Genomic DNA, 16,228 nt, shown 5'->3' with positions numbered 1-16,228 from the left:
GTTTCATGGAACAAAAAGTCTTAATCGCAGACACTCAGGCTATCTTGGATGCTTTTTTAGATAACGGCTTACACCGTGATCATACTATCTACTGCCAATTTCCTCACTGCACAAAAAACAATGATGAACAGCGCTTATTCGAAGCGCAGTACATTGAGTTTAACGATGGCTACAGCTGCAGCAAGAATTGGAAAATGCGTTAACGCCTCTTTCTTTAAGCTATTGCTATACTTATAACGTATCCACATGACATCCCCTGTCTTTGTTTCAATGCGAGGTGCCGATAGTGAATAACCTTTCTACTACCGTGTTAACTTGCGCGTTACTGGGTAGCCTTATTGGCTGTAGTGCCGACGTATCAACAGATTACGATAAGCAAACTAACTACGCGCAATTCAAAACCTATCAATTCGCCGCAAAGCCGGATGATGATTCCACATCACTCGATGCCGCTCGCGTGGAAAATGCAATTACTCGTGAATTGCAAACTCATGGCTTAACGTTAAGCAGCGACAAACCAGCCGATGTCACCATACGTCACGCCATTCAAAGTCAGTCCGATTATCAATCTAGCGGTACATCCTTCGGTTTTGGTTACGGCTTTAACAACGTGGGGATCGGGGTAAGCACGCCAACTCAATATAGAGAATATAAATACGGTAAGTTGATTGTTGAAATGGTTGCGAACAATAGCAAACAAGTCGTTTGGCGGTCAGTTTCACAGCGTAAACTCAAAGAAACTATGTCACCCGATGATAGAGAAAACTTCATCAATGAACAGATTGGCGAGATGTTTAAAAACTATCCCCCACAATAAGATCGTCATCACAGCTCACGACTGACACAAACAAAAAGCCCAACATCATCGTGTTGGGCTTTGGTATATCGCATGGCATTTTTCGGTACTCATGCCATGGTGAATTTCTCTACGCGTTACGACGCTTTTCTACATCGGATGCAAGTTGACGAAGCACAGTTTCAGTATCTTCCCAACCAATACAAGCATCAGTAATACTTTGTCCGTACGTGCCTTTTTCGCCTTCAGCTAGGTCTTGACGACCTTCAACTAGGTGACTTTCAATCATCACACCAAAGATCGCTTTATTGCCCGATGCGACTTGACCACCTACATCTTCAGAAACAACAAGCTGACGCTTAAATTGCTTAAGGCTATTCGCGTGGCTGAAATCAATCATGACTTTCTGGCGATGACCCGCTTTCTCTAGTTGCTCGGTCACAGCGTTAACATCAGCTTCGCTGTAATTCGGCGCTTTACCACCACGAAGAATGATATGACAGTCTTCGTTACCAGCAGTTGAAACAATCGCAGAATGACCATATTTGGTTACAGACAAAAAGTGGTGGGGCGCACTGGCTGAACCAATAGCGTCGGTAGCAATTTTGATGTTACCGTCAGTACCATTTTTGAAGCCTACTGGACATGAAAGGCCAGACGATAGCTCACGGTGAACCTGCGATTCAGTTGTACGCGCACCAATTGCCCCCCAACTGATCAAGTCCCCCATGTACTGTGGTGTGATCATATCAAGGAACTCACCCGCCGTAGGCATACCCATGTCGGTCAGATCCAGCAGTAACTTACGACCAATACGCAAACCATCATTCAGCTTAAAACTGCCATCCATGTACGGGTCGTTAATCAGGCCTTTCCAACCCACAGTAGTTCGTGGTTTTTCGAAGTAAACACGCATTACGATTTCAAGGTTACCCTTTAATTCGTCACGGAGTGTTTTTAGTTTTTTCGCATATTCAAGAGCCGCTTCGGTATCGTGAATAGAGCACGGACCAACAACAACCAATAAACGGTCATCATTATCATTGAGAATATTATGGATGGCTTGACGGGCTTCAAATACCGTTTGTGATGCCGTTTCGGTAGCCGGAAACTTTTCTAAGACGGCAACTGGTGGTAATAGTTCTTTTACTTCGCGGATGCGAACATCATCTGTTTTATGCATTATTTTGACTTCCCGTGTTACATATTTCAACAAGTGCTCACTTGCTGCTTTTTTCATCCAGTCGTTTTAACTTATCGCCTTCATCCCCATAGTGCAATTGCTTATTGAAAGATAATTACAGTTTATTTCCAACAAAAGAGAGGTTAGACCATTACATAGTTGCCATGTATTTTATCAATTTGTCACAAGTTGCCGTTTTATTGTCCAAATGTGTTGTCTGCCTTTGAAATGTCATCATCAAAGCAATAACATGGCTTAAACAAATTCTAAAAAAATTAAGGACATCGGTTGGCTAACGAGGCATTAATTGCTTTTGAGCAAGTAGATAAATGGTACGGAGATTTCCATGCTCTCAAGTCGATAGATTTAACCATTACCCAAGGTGAACGCTTAGTGATTTGCGGACCATCTGGCTCGGGGAAATCAACGCTAATCAGGTGTATTAATGGCCTTGAGAAATATGATTCTGGCGTTCTTAGCGTTGCAGGGAAAAAGCTTGATTCCAAGCATTTACAAACTATTCGCGGCAAAGTTGGCATGGTTTTCCAACATTTCAACCTTTTTCCTCACCTCACTGTCCTTGAGAATCTGACTCTAGCCCCTAAACGTGTTTTAAAACTTTCTACCAGTGATGCCAACGCACTCGCCAGAGAGTATTTAGAGCGTGTACATATAGGCCATCAAGCCGATAAATACCCAGCACAACTTTCTGGTGGACAACAGCAACGTGTTGCGATTGCACGCTCCTTGTGTATGAAGCCCGATATATTGCTATTTGATGAACCAACCTCTGCGTTAGATCCTGAAATGATCCGCGAAGTACTTGATGTAATGAAAGAACTCGCCAATGAAGGGATCACTATGGTGTGCGTCACACATGAAATGGGCTTTGCTCGCCAAGTCGCAGATCGTGTGGTGTTTATGGATGAGGGTGAAATTGTTGAAGTCGCGCCACCAGCGCAGCTTTTTGATGCTCCCCAGCATGCTCGCACCCAGCAATTCCTTGAACAAATTCTAAGCTATTGATGCGCCAATGAAGACTTACATCGCAACAACTGTGCGTATTCTCAAACCTGTTATATCAGGCATCTTGCAAATCGCTGTTATCGTGTTTGCCATCTATTGGCTGCTACAAAGCGGCGCTGATGCAATGAACTACCGCTGGCAGTGGTACCGTATTCCTCAATATTTATGGTTTTTCGAAGACGGAGAGTGGTTCCCTGCTGAGCTACTTGAAGGCTTGCTTGTCACACTCAAAATCTCTGCCGTTAGCCTTATTTTCACCTTAATAATTGGCTTAGTCACAGCGTTGCTGAGACTGTCTGATTCGATTATTGGGCGAGGCATTGCACGCAGCTATATAGAGCTGATCCGAAATACCCCACTGCTTGTCCAAATTTACTTACTCTACTTTGTTTTCGGGCCAGTACTAGGTTTAGAGCGATTTACAACGGCTGTATTAGCCCTATCACTCTTTCAAGGGGCCTATACCGCTGAAATATTCCGAGCAGGACTAACAAGCTTGTCTCGAGGCCAGTTTGAAGCAAGCCAAAGCCTTGGGTTATCAAACACTGACAGCTATCGTTTCGTTATTTTACCGCAGGTTATTCGTCGAATTTTGCCCCCACTCACAAATGAAACGGTTTCATTGGTAAAAAATTCTTCTATTGTCAGCGTTATGGCTATTTTTGATTTAACCACAGAGGGACGAAATATTGTGGCAGACACTGCCATGCCCTTTGAAGTCTGGTTTACCGTCGCTGCTATTTACCTGTGTATCACCATAGTGTTATCTGGTTTTGCAGCATGGTTAGGGCATAGGCTCAACGCACCTAACCAATAACCGGTTTACGCATTGAGGGCTTGGTTAAAGACCCAAACTCAACACCCGATAAAAAATTACAAGCGGCATATTATGAAAGTTATTTACTTACGGAGAAAGGAAGCATGAAACGATTATTTGCTACTTTATTAGCAATGTGTGCGCTCATGATGAGTACACAAACATTCGCTGCAGATAAAAGTACATTAGTAGAGATTAAGGAACGCGGCACACTTCGTGTTGGGTTATCAACCTTCGTCCCTTGGGCGATGCGTGACAAACAAGGCGAGCTAATTGGTTTTGAAGTGGACGTTGCACGCCGCTTAGCAAAAGATGCAGGGTTAAAAGTCGAATTTATTCCTACGGCTTGGGATGGCATTATTCCTGCCCTACTTGCGGGTAAATTCGATGTGATCATCGGCGGCTTATCTATCACACCGCAACGTAATATGAGCGTGCTTTTTACCGCACCGTATGCACACTCTGGTGTACAACTTGCTGCAAATAAAACGATGGCTGAGGGTAAATCTGCCATTGCTGATTTCAACAAGCGCAGCGTAACGTTAGCAGTTCGTCGTGGTGCGTTCACGGTACAAACTGCGAAAAAATACTTCCCTAAAGCTAAGCTTCGCCAATTTGATGATGACGCACAAGCATTCCAAGAAGTATTAAACGGCAATGCACATGCCGTACTCGCCTCATCACCAAAACCTGAGCAAATGGCAATTCAGTACGACCAGAAGCTATATATTCCATTAACTGATCGTCTCGATCGTGGTTCAGAAGCGTTTGCGATTCGCCATGGTGAATTCGACCTATTGAATTTCTTTAATAACTGGATCCTACTGCGTACCGAAGACGGCTGGCTAAAAGAACGTCACGACTACTGGTTCACCACGCTAGATTGGCAAAACGCGGTTGCTGAAGGACAATAACGTTGGCGATAATGCAATCTAATCACATACAGGCACCTCGTGTGCCTGTATGGAAAAAACTCAACAAACTTGATATTACGCTACTAGCGCTGTTAGGCGCTTTCTTTGCGTGGATCGCTTACCGCTCCTCAATTGGTATTCATTATCAATGGGATTGGCCACGTGCGGTTGAACTCATTTTCACATCAGGTAAAAGCGGTGAACTGCCCTACTTCTTCCAAGGGTTCATCGCTACATTGCGTTTGAGTCTTTGGGGTATTTTGTTTGCCGGTATTCTTGGTTTACTACTCGGTCTAGCCAGACGTTCCTCATTTACTTTATTGCGCTTACCGGCCCAAGCCTATATCCAATTGGTGAGAAACATCCCACCTTTGGTTTTTGTATTCATCTTTTACTTTTTCATCTCTAGCCAGCTTGTCCCTGCTATTGGCCTTGCCGACGTACTACGCCATCATGATGGTGATATTAATGCCTTTCAAGCCTTTCTGTTTGGTCCAGCCGCCTTATGGGAAAATGTCTTTTCTGGGGTGCTGTGCGTGGGTTTAATTTCAGCCGCTTACATTGCTGAGATTGTGCGTTCAGGGATTGATAATATTGCCAAAGGACAATGGGAAGCCGCGAACTCACTCGGATTAACGGGCTGGGATCGCTTTCGTTATGTCATTTTCCCACAAGCGCTGACAGGAATAGTACCGCCTCTTGCTGGCCAGTTTATTTCGCTGGTTAAAGACTCGTCGATCATTTCATTAATTTCAATTCAAGAGCTTACTTTTGTGGGCAGTGAAATGGCCAATTCATCTGGTCTCATCTTCGAAATTTGGCTTTTAGTGGGCGCAGGTTACCTCGTTTTATGTCTTGGTTTATCTATCCTATTTTCCCACCTTGAAGCCCGAAGTCAGCGTCACCTTCAACGGTAAAACATGATTAACGATTGCAGCGTAAGGTGCATCGCTTACGCTGCTTATCCACCTATCCATTGCTCCTACTGCCCACTGACCCGCCGCCCCCCTTCATTGTGTAAAATCATCTTGTCCGTCTATTTTCCGTGGCTGTGATTGATAATTTTTATCTATCAAAACCATAAATTATTACGAATATCTTTATTCGCTCTGCACTCCTATTCTATGACTAGAGATTTTTAGTGGAATAAAGAAATGAGTAAAAGTGCGTTAATCGTTGAAGGTGGAGCAATGCGAGGCATCTTCGCCAGTGGAGTATTAGACGCCTTTATGGCAGAGGATTTTCAACCCTACGATTTTGCTATCGGCGTATCAGCAGGAGCATCGAATTTAGTGGGGTATTTGTCACACTCCCCAAAACGTAGCTTTCAAGTCATCACAACAATGGCGACAGATAAAACCTTCTTTAATCCCACTCGATTCGCTAAAGGGGGAAATCTCGTTGATGTGAAATGGCTCTGGGATGAATCCAACCAACGCTTTCCATTTGATTCTGAAAGGCTTTTCTCAAACATTCCGCTTTATGCTGCCGTTACCAATATCGATACAGGTAATGCTGATTACTATCAAGTAAAGCCAGATACTATCTCTAAGATCATCGAAGCAACCACTGCCTTACCCATTGCCTACCGTGAAACGCCGTGCTTTTCAGGTGGCTGTTATACCGATGGCGGTGTCGCAGATTCGATCCCTGTAAAAGAAGCCTATCGCCAAGGTGCACGTGATATTACCGTGATTTTATCACACCCACTGAGCTACGAAATGAAGCCAACGAAATACCCTTGGTTACTAAAAAGGCTGCTATCTCGCTATCCCAACATCGCTGAATCCATGGCAGTTCGAGCAAGCAACTATAATCAATCTCTGGCATTCATTCGCAATCCGCCCAGTGATGCTCGCATTCGTGTTATCGCACCACCAGAAGACTTCGCGATTAAGCGACTCACTATGGATACCACTTTGCTTAACACAGGATACGAAATGGGTAAAAAAGCAGGAGAAGAGCACCTTGCCATTCAAAACGGTACTTATGGCTTACACGATGAAAACTGTCATTTCTGTTTTTAAACGCAACACCATAGCGGCAACGAATACTCAGAGAGTAAATAGAGATGTAAAACCTAATCACTCACCATTCGATGAAGAATTAGTAAACCATTAAATAATAACCATAAATCAAAGGAACAATCATGAGTAAGAAATTAACCACAGCAGCAGGCTGCCCTGTTGCCCATAATCAAAATGTTCAAACAGCAGGTAAAAGAGGCCCACAACTGCTACAAGACGTGTGGTTTCTAGAAAAGCTCGCACACTTTGATCGTGAAGTTATTCCAGAACGTCGTATGCACGCAAAAGGTTCAGGTGCTTACGGCACATTCACGGTGACACACGACATAACCCAGTACACAAAAGCCAAGATCTTCTCTGAAATTGGTAAAAAGACTGAACTTTTCACTCGCTTCACGACAGTCGCAGGTGAACGCGGTGCTGCTGATGCAGAGCGTGATATCCGCGGGTTTGCCATTAAGTTTTATACCGAAGAAGGCAACTGGGATTTGGTTGGTAATAACACCCCAGTGTTCTTCTTACGTGACCCACTAAAATTCCCAGATTTAAACCACGCCGTGAAACGCGATCCGCGTACCAACATGCGTAGTGCTAAAAACAACTGGGATTTTTGGACATCACTCCCTGAAGCGTTACACCAAATTACGATCGTAATGAGTGACCGCGGCATTCCAGCGACATATCGTCATATGCATGGCTTTGGTAGCCACACCTTTAGCTTTATTAACAGTGATAATGAGCGTTTCTGGGTTAAATTCCACTTCAAGTCTCAGCAAGGTATTAAAAACTTGTCTGATGCAGAAGCCGAGAAAATCATTGGCCAAGACCGTGAAAGCCATCACCGTGACTTGCTTGAAAGTATCGATAATCAAGACTTCCCTAAATGGACCTTACACGTTCAAATCATGCCTGAAGACGATGCATCCAAAGTACCTTACAACCCGTTCGATCTTACTAAAATCTGGCCACATAAAGATTATCCACTCATCGAAGTGGGTGAACTAGAACTCAATCGTAACCCTGAAAACTTCTTCGCTGAAGTAGAACAATCAGCGTTCAACCCAGCAAGTGTGGTTCCTGGTATCAGCTTCTCACCCGATAAGATGCTGCAAGGCCGTTTATTCTCATACGGTGATGCACAACGTTATCGCTTAGGTGTTAACCACCACAGCATTCCAGTGAATGCCCCTCGCTGCCCAGTTCATAGTTACCACCGTGACGGTGCAATGCGTGTCGATGGTAACCATGGCGGTACATTAGGTTATGAGCCAAACGATCAAGGAGAATGGGCTGAACAACCTGACTTCTCTGAGCCACCGCTAAGTTTAGACGGTGCAGCAGCGCATTGGGATCATCGCGAAGACGATGATTACTTTAGCCAACCAGGTGATTTATTCCGCTTAATGGCACCAGAGAAGCAAGCGATTCTATTTGATAACACAGCGCGCAATCTGCAAGGTGTTCCTGAAGAGATTCAAATTCGTCACCTTAAACATTGCTTTAAAGCCGACCCTGCTTATGGTGACGGTATCGCGAAATTGTTGGGTATAGATGCAAGTAAGTACCAAGAAAAGTAATACATTAAATCGCTCACTACATGCGTAACAGCGTATTTGTAAGGCACAATATTGGTGGCCTACTTTGGCTACCAATATTTTTCAGCGTTTCCGCTTGCAGTCATTAACTTCTGAGATATTTGAACCTCATCGCATCTGTTAACTGCTTGCTCTATTTCCAACCACATAATTATCCATTCATAAGCGCCAGAGTGAGACTCTGCGCCCATAATTAGCACCTTTGCACAAAAACCATACTCTGATGTCATACAAATTTGGCCTCGCATCACAATTTTCGCCACACAAATTAACTATATTGCATCTGCATTAAACCTAAAACGAAACCAAACCTGATTGGTGCTGATAATGAATAAAACACTTCTTGCTTTAGCCTTAGGTGGCCTACTTAGCTTCTCCTCTACGACTGTTATTGCATCTCCTCAAGAAAGTATTCAATCAAGTGTTGAATACAGCCAGTTCACTTCCAAGCGTCAAGTGGTCGATCAACTATTAAGTGACGCTGTCACGGCATTTAAATCACCCGCGCGTATTTCACACGCTGGCTTTACTGCAAAAATGCCAAGTAACATGGAGATCGTGACAAATCGCTTACTTGAAGCCTACCAACTTGAGCCTTACCGCACAGATCTCTTGATCTCGGCTGCAAATGCTCAGATTTATAACAAGAACGCTGATCGTGCTATCGATCTATTTGAACAAGTGCTAGATGTCGCACCACAAGATGTCGATGCGCATAGTTACCTTGCGGTATGGCAACACTTCAATGGCAATGAAGCTGAATCGCAAAAGCATATGCAAACCCTAAAAACGTTAAACGAAGGCCGTGCTACTGATATCCAACGTATTTTTGATACAGTAAATCGCATTGTCGCTACGCCTCTGAAAGAAACGTTAGGTAAAGAACGCAAAGGTAATACGGCGATCATCACGCTAGGTTATGCGCTTAACCCTGATGGCAGCATGCATGAAATTTTGATCCAACGCTTAGAAAAAACATTAGCATTTGCGAAGAAGCAACCTAACTCAATGATAGTGCTAACCGGTGGCGTACCGAAAAACCACAAGACCGAAGGCAAGTTAATGGCAGACTGGTTGGTTGATCACGGCATTGCGCGAGACCGCATTATTGAAGATAACTATGCACGCAGCACAGTTGAAAATGCTCTTTATAGTAGCTATGCGCTTGCTCGTCACAATATCGATCACGCGACTATCATCAGTTCAGCTAGCCACGTACGCCGTGGTCAAACATTGTTTGAAATTGCGAGCTGGCAAACGGGTCCAAAAGACATCACATTCGATACCGTTTCTGCTGCAGATAAACCACTGGATGATTTAAAAGTCCCAAGCCAAGGCGAGTTGTTAGGCATTTACCGTGATGCCCTGCGCACTTATGGCATGTGGAGTTACCGCTCATACCCGCTAGAACAACGATAAGTATCGTTATTTGACAGATTATACCAATAAACAAAAAAGCCTCGCATCAATCACTTGAGCGAGGCTTTCTGCTGTTTAGATAGCGCTATCATTAATTCATAATTGATGTGGCTAGTAATTTTGGCTTAATGTAGCATCAAACTTATCCGCCCATTCGGGCCACAGTTTGCCAAGGTCCATATACTGCTCAAGCGTGTCTGCTACACGATCAATGCCTTGCTCTCGCATCGCATCAAAATCGGGGGTTTGCGTCGCTTCTAAGCCTGCCCACGACAAAATAGCATCACAGGCTTCTTGCTGCTCAAAAATCCCGTGAAGATAAGTACCAAATACTTGGTTATCAACACCAAACTGTCCATCCGGACCGTCCGCTAACTGGACAGGTGCATCAACAGCGATCCCCGTTGTTACACCGGCATGGATCTCATAACCACGGACAGGTACTGTTGCTTGCTCTGGCATAGCGAGTGTGCCAGTTGTTTGTTTTAATTGCTTGTTTTTTGCTAGTACTGTCTGTGTTGCGAGATAACCAAGCCCTGCGCTTTCTCCTGCAGGCCCTTCAATACCTTCAGGATCGGCAATCTGTTCACCCAGCATCTGGTAACCACCACAAATGCCCATGACTTTACCGCCTAAGCGTAAGTGACGTTCAATGTTTTTATCCCAACCTTGCTCACGCAAAAACGCCAGATCGCTACGCACACTTTTAGTACCAGGGATTATAATTAAATCAGCAGCAGGGAAAGGTTGTCCTTTGCCGACAAACTGTAAATTGACTTGTGGATGCATACGGAGTGGATCGAAATCAGTATGATTACTCACGCGCGTTAACACAGGCACCACAACATTGAGCTGCTGGTCAGCGGCTTCGACTTGTTGGCTGTTAATGGCATCTTCAGCTTCAAGCATTAACCCATGAAGATATGGCAACACGCCAAGTACAGGTTTACCTGTTTTTTCTTCAAGCCAATCTAAACCTGACTCTAATAGCTTCACATCGCCGCGAAAACGGTTGATCACAAAACCTTTTACTCGTGCTTGCTCTGATTCTGATAGCAATGCCAAGGTGCCATACAAATGCGCAAACACGCCACCCCGATCGATATCTGCAATAATGATTACGGGGATGTCTGCTTCTTCTGCAAATCCCATATTCGCGATATCATTTTCACGTAAATTGATTTCAGCAGGGCTACCCGCCCCTTCAATCACAACGGTATCATGCTCATGTTGTAAAATAGCAAATGATTCCATCACCGAACTCATCACCACTTTTTTATAGCCATGGTAACTCACCGCATCCATGTCTGTTATTGCTTTACCTTGGACAATAATTTGCGCACCAATATCCGTGTTTGGCTTTAGCAACACAGGGTTCATGTGTACTGTCGGTTCAATACGGCATGCTTGCGCTTGAACCGCTTGCGCTCTACCTATTTCACCACCATCTTTGGTGACGGCGCTATTTAAAGCCATATTCTGCGATTTAAATGGCGCAACATTGATCCCTTTTCGCGCCAAGACACGGCATAAGCCAGCCGCCAATACGCTTTTACCTGCGTCTGATGTTGTGCCTTGAACCATTACCGCTTTAATTGTGGGTTGCATTGTTTATCCTTTTTTGTGCCTCATCTATCACTCGGCACAGGTGCTACTGTAATACGTAGCAATTAATCATTTCAGCCTCTAAACAGAGACGTGCATTCTTCAATTGAGTTCACTCACTATGGACAAACTGCTGACTGACAGGCCAATGCAATTGCGGCCAATCTTCATTGTTTTCATCGTGAAAAATAGTGATGCGAAAGCGTGCCGCGTAAGGCAATTGCAAACGTTGTAAATACTTCGCTGTCTGAGGCATTTCTAAAATATGACGAAGTAGCTGGCGCATAACACCAGCATGAGTCACCAACAAAAGCTTCTTACCTTGATAATCACTCAATAGCCTCTGCCATGCTTGAATTATCCTAAGGTCAAACTCAGGCAAGCTTTCCCCTTGATGGGGTGTATTATGCCAAGGATCCCGCCAAAACAAGTCCAATTCTTGCTGGTATGTTTGCCACAACTCTTTGTGCGGTCGGCCATCCCAATCCCCAAAATCCAGCTCTTGCCATTGTGCATCTATCGCGAGTGGTGTCGACCTTGACGTTGAAAGTGCATAAGCAAAATTACTGCAGCGCTGTAGGGGCGAACTAACAATTTGATCAAGGTGGCTTATATCCACAATAGCTTGGTGCATTTGACTTAACCCCGTTGGGGTTATCGCAAAATCGGTATGCCCTCGCAAGCAACCAGCGCCTTCAGGTAAGCCATGACGTAATACGTCTACTTGTGTCATCATTGTTTTGGCTTTAGTCGCTGACATTGTTATCTCTTTATCTTATGGCTTAAACTGTGCTGTCTTTTAGCACTTGTGGTAAGCCTGCTATCACAAATACAACTTTCCCAGCGACTGCTGCTATTTCTTGGTGTAACCAACCGCTTTCATCAACAAAGCGACGGGACACCTCTCCTAGCGGAACAATACCTTGCCCGACTTCATTACTGACCATAATAATACGTCCAGGCGCTTCAGCCAGCGCTGCCATAAAATCAGACTTCCTATCTTGCCAAGAAATGACATTATTGGGGTCAAATAAGCAGTTTGTTAACCAAAGTGTTAAGCAATCCACCAGCAAGCAATTGTCAGACTGGCTATATTGGCGAATAGCCGCAGCAAGATCTAACGGCTCTTCAACTGTCATCCACTCAGAGGGCCGCTGCGCTTGATGACGTGCAATGCGGTCTGACATTTCATCATCGCCCGCCCCCGCCGTCGCGATATAAATAACGCCTTTACCTGTCGCCACTGACTGGGCTTCCGCATAGCGACTCTTCCCTGAACGCGCCCCACCAAGGACCAACTCTACCCCAGTAAGGGCCTCTATATTACTCACAGTTCGCCAACATTATTCATTTCAAATCCTGGGATTATTGTATTGATTTAACGATGAATGAGAAGGTAAGCCCCACTATTGTCGTTAAAAAAAGTGCAAAAAGTCTTATATGAACGAAATCTGAATGCCCATCTCATCATTAATTCAGTTTGACTGTTGTTTAATAGACACATCAACCAAGGAGAATAAATTATGAACATCACAAAACGTACCCTACAAAAAACAGTTATCGCTATCAGTGCTGCACTTATCCTAGCGCCAACCGCTGCCTTAGCGGGTGACCATGATAAGAATGCAACAATCAATTACACAGGCCCTATTGATACTGTGACAGTTTCAGAGCTATTAAACGACACGAGTATGTTCACCGAGCGTAAAGCCGTTGTTGAAGGCGTTCTGCTTCGTCAAATCAATGCTGATACTTACATCTTTAGCGATGGTACTAAAGAAATCCAAGTTGAGCTTGATGACGACATTCACATGCCGCAAGCCATTAATGCAGAAACAAAGCTACGTTTATACGGTGAATACGAAGGTGGAAATACCCCAGAAATCGAAGTTGATCGCATCCAAGTCATTTAATTTCATCGCGCTCACTTTTAAGTTTTGTGAATAGCAACAGCCTCTGAAGTCAGCCTGCACTTTGCCACCTTGCTATAAGGTGGCAAAATCATGAGATAAAAACGGTCTAAAAGTAAGACTCTTTCTGTCAGTTTTCTTTACAACAAAACCAACCACAGCCCCTCCTCGAATATTTTTAATGTTTAATTATCTGATTTTAAATGCCTATTTTTATGGCATTGAGCTTGCAACAGCTATTTAGGTTTCTCATTAATTGCCTCACTAGCGAATCGGAGTTGTTCTAAAACGGTGGGCTGATGCTTTTATCATCAGTCTTAACTATAAGCCAGCGCAAGTAGGATTAAGAGATACACTTTAAGTAGAATAACAAAGCATACAGCGACAAGAGCTCAACTTTCATGGAATTACAGCTGTTAACTAGGTAACAAACTGTTTTATCGGGGGATTAATGCTCAAGTTCTTATTCATATTGGCACTTAATAGCCTTCCGGTCCTATTATTTATTACAAGTTTATTGCCTATTGAATGCAGTTCAGCGCTTAGTAGTCTACTTAATATCTTTTCAGAACAAGATGTTACTTGGGCCTGTGAGCAAAGTTCACTACAAAACATGCCACAGCGATCATTTGATCACCCCTTCAAAGACACACAGTGATATTCAGTACTATTTCTCAATACTTTAACCGTCACGACTCACTCCCTCTTTTCATCTTCTCACTAGCATATGGCGTAATTTGTCTATGATAAATAAAGGGAGCCATCTGCACGCTCAGTTTAATCTGCCTCGCTTCACTTAAGTATCATCAATGCAAGGATGCGTATTGTGAATATTCTCGTTAGCAATGTAGGCTTTGCCTTCTCAGGTATTGGTTTTGTTTTCCTTTTTCTTTTATTGCTCACAACAAAAAAACAAAGTTTACAGAAAAAATTACTCTACCTGATCTGCTTATGTGGTGTGCTATGGAGCCTCACTTCCTATAGCCAATTCACGGCTCAATGGGGGATCGCTCCCGTATTGTTAACAGAGTCATGCTTAAATATTGCTTTCTTCCTGCTGTTAACATCAAGCCTGTCTAACCATCAAACGCTGCCACACGCCATCGCTTCATCGCTGCATAAAGGGCTCTTAATAACGCTTCTTATCATGGCAGCCTTAGCTGCTGTTCGAATATTTTCACCTATTTTAAATTTGAAAATGTTTTTACTGCTTCACCTCGGCCAAGCCATTATTGGGTTATGGGCAACCGAACAGCTATACCGCCGCACGCACCGAAGTGAAACATGGACAATAAAACCGCTATGTTTAGGGCTAGGGGTTTTCTTTGCTTACCATTTTGCACTGTATTCTGATGCACTATTAACAAACTCGATAGAACGAGGCTTTTGGGTAGGCCGAGGTTGGATCGCTGTACTCACTATTCCCCTCATTTTATTAACCGCGCGGCGTGTTTCAAACTGGGGCAGCCGTGTTTATGTCTCCCGTGACGTGATTTATCACAGCACATTACTCTTAGTCGCTGGTGGCTATTTGTTGATCATGGCCATTGTAGGCTATTACCTCAAAATACAAGGGCAAACATGGGGATCACTGGCTCAAAGTCTATTCTTTGCACTGAGCGGTATTGTTTTTGCGAGTTTGTTCTTATCAGAATCATTCCGCAATAACCTTAAGGTTTTCATTACAAAGCACTTTTTTGCCAACAAATATGAATATCGCGTCGAGTGGATGAAAGTTGCAGAATTACTCGATAACCAAGAAAGCTCGCCTTATGACAGTGCACTTCAAGCGATGGTGCGTCCCTTTGGATGTGAACAGGCTTTATTAGCCATTAAAGAAAATGGCAAATTCAAAATAAAGTCTGACTATCAAACAGAAAAACATCACCATAACGCACAACAACTACTCGATCTCTTGGCTAATCATGCGGTTGAACACCAATGGATTATTGATATCGCCCAACTGAAAAATGGTGGAGAGAAAACCCCATTTGCCATTGAGCCACAACAGTTACCTAGTGAGCATCCGTTTAGTTATGTTGTCCCCCTTACTTGTTCTACTGGTGTTAAAGGCGTTTATCTCTTATCTCAACCAACCTCGACCGACCAATTAAATTGGGAAGACCGCGATCTGATGCGTGCTATCAGTATGCAGCTTTCTGTCTACCTCAACGTTCACCATGCAAATCAAAAACTCGCTGAAAGCCGTCAATTTGATACTTTCAATCGCATGTCTGCCTTCTTAGTCCACGACTTAAAAAACGTGGTCGCGCAACTTCAACTCATCAATAAAAATGCCATCAAACATAAACACAATCCTGAGTTTATTGACGATGCCTTTGAAACGGTTGAATCTGCGGTTGGCCGTCTAAATAAGGTGCTTCATCAGCTCAATAACAAACGTTTGGATAAACAGCAGACTCAATCTATAAACCTGATCAACACCTTGCAGGCGGTTTGTGAACGTCGCGCCGTCTCAATGCCTAAACCAACGCTGTTCCTTCCCTCTGAAACCAGTCATTTAATATCTAATCATCGTCTCTCTGCCGATGGCGAACGCCTTAGTAATATCCTCGGCCATCTTATCCAAAACGCACAGGATGCCACCCAACCAGAAGGCAACGTCAATGTAATAACTGAGTTTAAATCAGACTATTTTGTCATTAGCATTAAAGATAATGGTACTGGGATGTCACAAGAATTTATTGAGTCTAGGCTGTTTAAGCCCTTCGATACGACAAAAGGGAATGCAGGTATGGGGATAGGCGCATACGATGCTAAGCAATTTATTGAAGAGCTTGGCGGCTATATTGACGTCGAATCTAGCGTCGGAAAAGGAACATGTTTTCACGTTCACATCCCAGCTATAACGCAAAATCAGGCCGTCATTGAGAAATAAGCCACTATACTTTGAATAATTCATCTCATTTTTACAG

Annotated in this window: 15 protein-coding genes; 11 read left to right on the top strand and 4 right to left on the bottom strand. The window is 43.7% G+C overall.

The genetic code is table 11. The features are described 5' to 3' along the window. The first annotated feature begins 5 nt into the window (after positions 1–5). Positions 6–203, top strand: a complete 198-nt coding sequence (locus OCU77_RS17550; RefSeq protein WP_048900290.1) for a hypothetical protein — start codon at positions 6–8, stop codon at positions 201–203. Between the two features lie 83 nt (positions 204–286). Then, positions 287–817, top strand: a complete 531-nt coding sequence (locus tag OCU77_RS17545) for a DUF4136 domain-containing protein (RefSeq protein ID WP_239686052.1) — start codon at positions 287–289, stop codon at positions 815–817. A gap of 109 nt (positions 818–926) precedes the next feature. On the opposite strand, the gene aroG is transcribed toward OCU77_RS17545, so the two are convergent. Continuing rightward, positions 927–1,979 carry a 3-deoxy-7-phosphoheptulonate synthase AroG gene (aroG, locus tag OCU77_RS17540; RefSeq protein ID WP_048900308.1) on the bottom strand — a complete coding sequence of 351 codons (1,053 nt, stop codon included), beginning with the start codon at positions 1,977–1,979 and terminating at the stop codon, positions 927–929. Positions 1,980–2,267: 288 nt separating this feature from the next. On the opposite strand from aroG, the gene OCU77_RS17535 reads away from it, so the two are divergent. The 7 genes from OCU77_RS17535 (at position 2,268) to OCU77_RS17505 (ending at position 9,777) form a co-directional block, all read left to right on the top strand. Beyond that, on the top strand, positions 2,268–3,005 hold the full coding sequence (locus OCU77_RS17535; RefSeq protein ID WP_048900288.1) for an amino acid ABC transporter ATP-binding protein: 738 nt from the start codon (positions 2,268–2,270) through the stop codon (positions 3,003–3,005). 7 nt (positions 3,006–3,012) lie between these two features. Next, a complete protein-coding gene (locus tag OCU77_RS17530; RefSeq protein ID WP_048900287.1) occupies positions 3,013–3,822 on the top strand; it encodes an amino acid ABC transporter permease in 810 nt (269 codons plus the stop codon). 104 nt (positions 3,823–3,926) lie between these two features. After that, on the top strand, positions 3,927–4,736 hold the full coding sequence (locus OCU77_RS17525; RefSeq protein ID WP_048900307.1) for a transporter substrate-binding domain-containing protein: 810 nt from the start codon (positions 3,927–3,929) through the stop codon (positions 4,734–4,736). 11 nt (positions 4,737–4,747) lie between these two features. Further along, a complete protein-coding gene (locus OCU77_RS17520) occupies positions 4,748–5,653 on the top strand; it encodes an amino acid ABC transporter permease (protein ID WP_107303126.1) in 906 nt (301 codons plus the stop codon). A 237-nt stretch (positions 5,654–5,890) separates the two neighbouring features. Beyond that, positions 5,891–6,763, top strand: a complete 873-nt coding sequence (locus OCU77_RS17515; RefSeq protein WP_048900286.1) for a patatin-like phospholipase family protein — start codon at positions 5,891–5,893, stop codon at positions 6,761–6,763. Between the two features lie 122 nt (positions 6,764–6,885). Then, a complete protein-coding gene (locus OCU77_RS17510) occupies positions 6,886–8,340 on the top strand; it encodes a catalase (protein ID WP_048900285.1) in 1,455 nt (484 codons plus the stop codon). A gap of 345 nt (positions 8,341–8,685) precedes the next feature. Continuing rightward, the gene (locus OCU77_RS17505) at positions 8,686–9,777 is read left to right on the top strand and encodes a YdcF family protein (RefSeq protein ID WP_107303127.1); all 1,092 of its coding nucleotides are present in this window, start codon (positions 8,686–8,688) and stop codon (positions 9,775–9,777) included. Between the two features lie 111 nt (positions 9,778–9,888). On the opposite strand, the gene OCU77_RS17500 is transcribed toward OCU77_RS17505, so the two are convergent. From OCU77_RS17500 to cobU, 3 genes are all read right to left on the bottom strand, one after another. Beyond that, positions 9,889–11,385, bottom strand: coding sequence for a cobyric acid synthase (locus OCU77_RS17500; RefSeq protein WP_048900284.1), 1,497 nt, complete (start codon positions 11,383–11,385; stop codon positions 9,889–9,891). Positions 11,386–11,494: 109 nt separating this feature from the next. Beyond that, on the bottom strand, positions 11,495–12,142 hold the full coding sequence (locus OCU77_RS17495; RefSeq protein ID WP_239686051.1) for a histidine phosphatase family protein: 648 nt from the start codon (positions 12,140–12,142) through the stop codon (positions 11,495–11,497). 22 nt (positions 12,143–12,164) lie between these two features. Further along, on the bottom strand, positions 12,165–12,713 hold the full coding sequence (gene cobU / locus OCU77_RS17490) for a bifunctional adenosylcobinamide kinase/adenosylcobinamide-phosphate guanylyltransferase (RefSeq protein WP_048900283.1): 549 nt from the start codon (positions 12,711–12,713) through the stop codon (positions 12,165–12,167). Positions 12,714–12,905: 192 nt separating this feature from the next. Between cobU and OCU77_RS17485 the strand changes: the two genes are divergently transcribed. Together OCU77_RS17485 and prsK are read left to right on the top strand one after the other, a co-directional pair. Next, positions 12,906–13,295 carry a YgiW/YdeI family stress tolerance OB fold protein gene (locus OCU77_RS17485; protein ID WP_048900282.1) on the top strand — a complete coding sequence of 130 codons (390 nt, stop codon included), beginning with the start codon at positions 12,906–12,908 and terminating at the stop codon, positions 13,293–13,295. Between the two features lie 823 nt (positions 13,296–14,118). Next, on the top strand, positions 14,119–16,191 hold the full coding sequence (gene prsK / locus OCU77_RS17480) for an XrtA/PEP-CTERM system histidine kinase PrsK (RefSeq protein WP_162845636.1): 2,073 nt from the start codon (positions 14,119–14,121) through the stop codon (positions 16,189–16,191). The last annotated feature ends 37 nt before the right edge of the window (positions 16,192–16,228 follow it).

Source organism: Photobacterium swingsii (assembly GCF_024346715.1).
GTDB lineage: Bacteria > Pseudomonadota > Gammaproteobacteria > Enterobacterales > Vibrionaceae > Photobacterium > Photobacterium swingsii.
The sequence above is the reverse complement of the archived record's forward strand: the minus strand, read 5'-3'. Positions and strand labels throughout refer to the sequence as shown.